Here is a 2,860-nt window from a genome sequence, read left to right on the forward strand (position 1 = left end):
ACTCCCTGCGGGAGCAACACTTTTTGGCTTTTTGCGGGTGGGTTTGGATAATTTCAAATCGATATGATTATCATTTACATCAATTTGCTCTGAAACTTCATCATTTGATTGAAATAATGACAATAACGTCTGTGTATCATCACAAACAGATTGCCCAGTGGCTGATGCGGAGATCGAAGCAACAAAATCAGAATCTGTTGGTGTTGATACCGTGTCCGCCACCGGGCATTCAGCAGGCACTGAGGATTTCAGCGAAGGAGATTGCACCTGTGTCGCGGCTTCCTGAAGCAGTTCATTAATCAATAACACCGGGGAAGGATGTCCCCCCAGTCGTAAAGCCAGGCAGTTCCATGCCTCCGGCACCAGAAATAACCAGCTTACCGCGTCTTCCGGCAGGAAACGGGTGGCTATCATGGCTTCCAGCGGTGCTGATAAATCGGGCTGAGACGGCCGGAAGCGAAAACGAAAGCGACGCGCTGGCATCCATAATCCCGGCTGCCAGCCATGCCCGTCATCCAGCTCCCCTTCCAGTTGCCGCAACAACGGCAGGTGGTAAAACAATGCCGCCCAGAACACGACGGCCTGCCATAACACACTCTGTGCCGCCTGTGTTTCCGGGGCAGCCCCCGGCGGTAACAGATGCCCTTTCGCCCGCCGCACGGCACAGGTGGTAAATTGCAGCGTCAGGTCAGCAAATCCCCCTGCCCCTGACCAGTCACCTTCCGGTGTCGCGGGCACCTGCTGGACACTGCCCAGCAATTGCTTCACCGGCGCAAGATAAAAACGCTGATACAGCCCTTCCGGCAAAGCACTGTTTTGCCATAATTGTTGCAGGTACTGACGGCGCAGCGGGGTGGCCAGTAACTTATCCGCCGATTGCGGCCGGAAATAACCCCGACTGTCACGAAGGGCTTCCGGTTGTTGTTCGGATGATTTTTGCGGTGTGGCAGACTGGCGGGCAAAATGCGATTTAAAACGCTGAAACATGGTTTTTCCTCTTTCGGTTCAAATTGGGCTCAGTGTCGGTGAATCCCAGTCTGAAACAAGGAAAAACTCTTTTTGCGGAAATGAAAATTAATTTGACTCGATTCATCCATTGACGCGCTTACTCAATCAGCTTAATTTTCATCACAAATCAACGTATTAACCTCTTATATCAATAAGAAATGCGCCCCGAAAGGCGCCAGTGTGAAAAGGGATTCAGGCCGCCTGGGGCTGTTGATAGGCCTGCAAACGGTTCGCCCAGTTACCCAGATAATGGGCCGGCGTATAACGTGTCCGTTTGCGGCCGCCATCAGCCAGCGCATTGCCGATAGTGACCGCGGCCGGAATGCCGGTCAGGGACAGCTGGACGTAAGCCATCACCGCAGCCAGCGGGTCGATATCAATCGCTGACACCCACAGGCTGCATAACGGATCATGTCCCTGCTCTCTCAAGACGTCGGCGGCGGCCAGTGTCATGCAGCCCGCCCCACAAGCCGGCTCGTACAGGGTCACGAAAGGTTGCTCCTGCAAGCGTGCAGACACATCCTGCAACTGCATCTCTGCCATCATTCTGGCCACGCACCAGGGGGTAAAAAACTGATTGAGGGCTTTATCCCCCAATCCCAGCTGCATAAACACACTGCCCAAAAAATCGCAGGGTTCCTGCGCCAATCCAAGAACGGTATAGGAAAACAGCTGCACAATCCGGTCAACATCTTCCCGTTCGTACTTTTTGATGGTTTTCAGGTAATACTGCTCCAGCTCCTCACAGTAACAGTATTTATTGTGAATGGCGGCCATCGCACAATTGCAAAAATCCTGAAAGACCTGATAACGACGGTGATAACGCGCCGTCTGGTTAAACAGAGAGATAAATTCTTTTTGGTGATTCGGCTGTGATGACATCACGTGTTTTCCTTGCAAAAAATACAGGGAAAACACGTTCCGAAAAGGGAGAATGTTTCCCCTTTCGGTTGAAGTGAAGATAAAACAATAAATTAATGATGGGTTAAACAACGCGTTATTGCCCAACGGCGATGGCTGGCACGGGCAGGTTCATATCCCGCTTCTCATCGTTGACCAGATAAAGCGCCGGCCGGTTCTCCCGTCCTGACTGCCCGTTACCGCTGTCCACATGCTCGCCCTGGTCATAGCAATCGTAACCTTTGAGCTGACCTGACGACTCGCTGTACCAGTGGCGGATTTCACAGTCAAACACCGATGACAGCTCGCCCATCAGCTCAGCAGACGGCGGTGCCCACGGAGAGTCAAAACGCACGGTTAAGCTACTGACATTCCGGCGCTCCCAGCGGACATGGTGACCCAACGGCCATTCAAGGCCATATTGCCCGTCGTAAAACTGCGCCGCAGTCGCGATGCCTTTCAACAAGCCACTGTTACCGTTAACCTCAATCGCCAGCCGGGTTGGCATTATCATCAGCATATCGCAGGGCTGGGCTGACGCCGGATAAGCATTCAACTTATCCCAGCACGCGCCGGTGTCGGGCGTGTCAGACCAGCCCACCATCCCAAACCAGTCGGTATATTGCCGGGTCAGGAGACGGGCGATAATGTCACGTGCCGGCTCCGGTACACTGTCCCAGCGCACCAGGCTGAGACAGGACTGACGGTACAGGTTATCTATCCGTTTAATGTTGTCGCTGTTTAACGGCACATTATCCTGCAACAACTTTAGCCACTGTTCAAAAGCCAGGCTCTGCGGTGTCGGCGCCGCTGTACCACGGACTAACTCTGGATACGGCGTATAGGTTTGCGGTTTGGTGGGTTTCAGTATTCCCGCACACCCCGCCAGAAATAACCGCAGGCTTTGCAGCACCGCCTGGCGGTAACGGGGGATTTCTTCACCGCAGACCCA

3 protein-coding genes are annotated in these 2,860 nt (G+C 53.4%); all 3 read right to left on the bottom strand.

Annotated elements, in window-relative coordinates; genetic code table 11:
* A partial coding sequence (locus AAC854_RS21935) for a TraI domain-containing protein (RefSeq protein WP_340618950.1) occupies nucleotides 1-987 on the bottom strand: 987 nt, incomplete at its 3' end.
* A 213-nt stretch (nucleotides 988-1,200) separates the two neighbouring features.
* Nucleotides 1,201-1,890 (bottom strand): N-6 DNA methylase, encoded by a 690-nt coding sequence (locus tag AAC854_RS21940; protein ID WP_340618951.1) that lies wholly within the window; start codon nucleotides 1,888-1,890, stop codon nucleotides 1,201-1,203.
* Nucleotides 1,891-2,005: 115 nt separating this feature from the next.
* A partial coding sequence (locus AAC854_RS21945; protein ID WP_340618952.1) for a DUF1281 domain-containing protein occupies nucleotides 2,006-2,860 on the bottom strand: 855 nt, incomplete at its 5' end.

Source organism: Xenorhabdus entomophaga (genome assembly GCF_037996725.1).
GTDB lineage: Bacteria > Pseudomonadota > Gammaproteobacteria > Enterobacterales > Enterobacteriaceae > Xenorhabdus > Xenorhabdus khoisanae.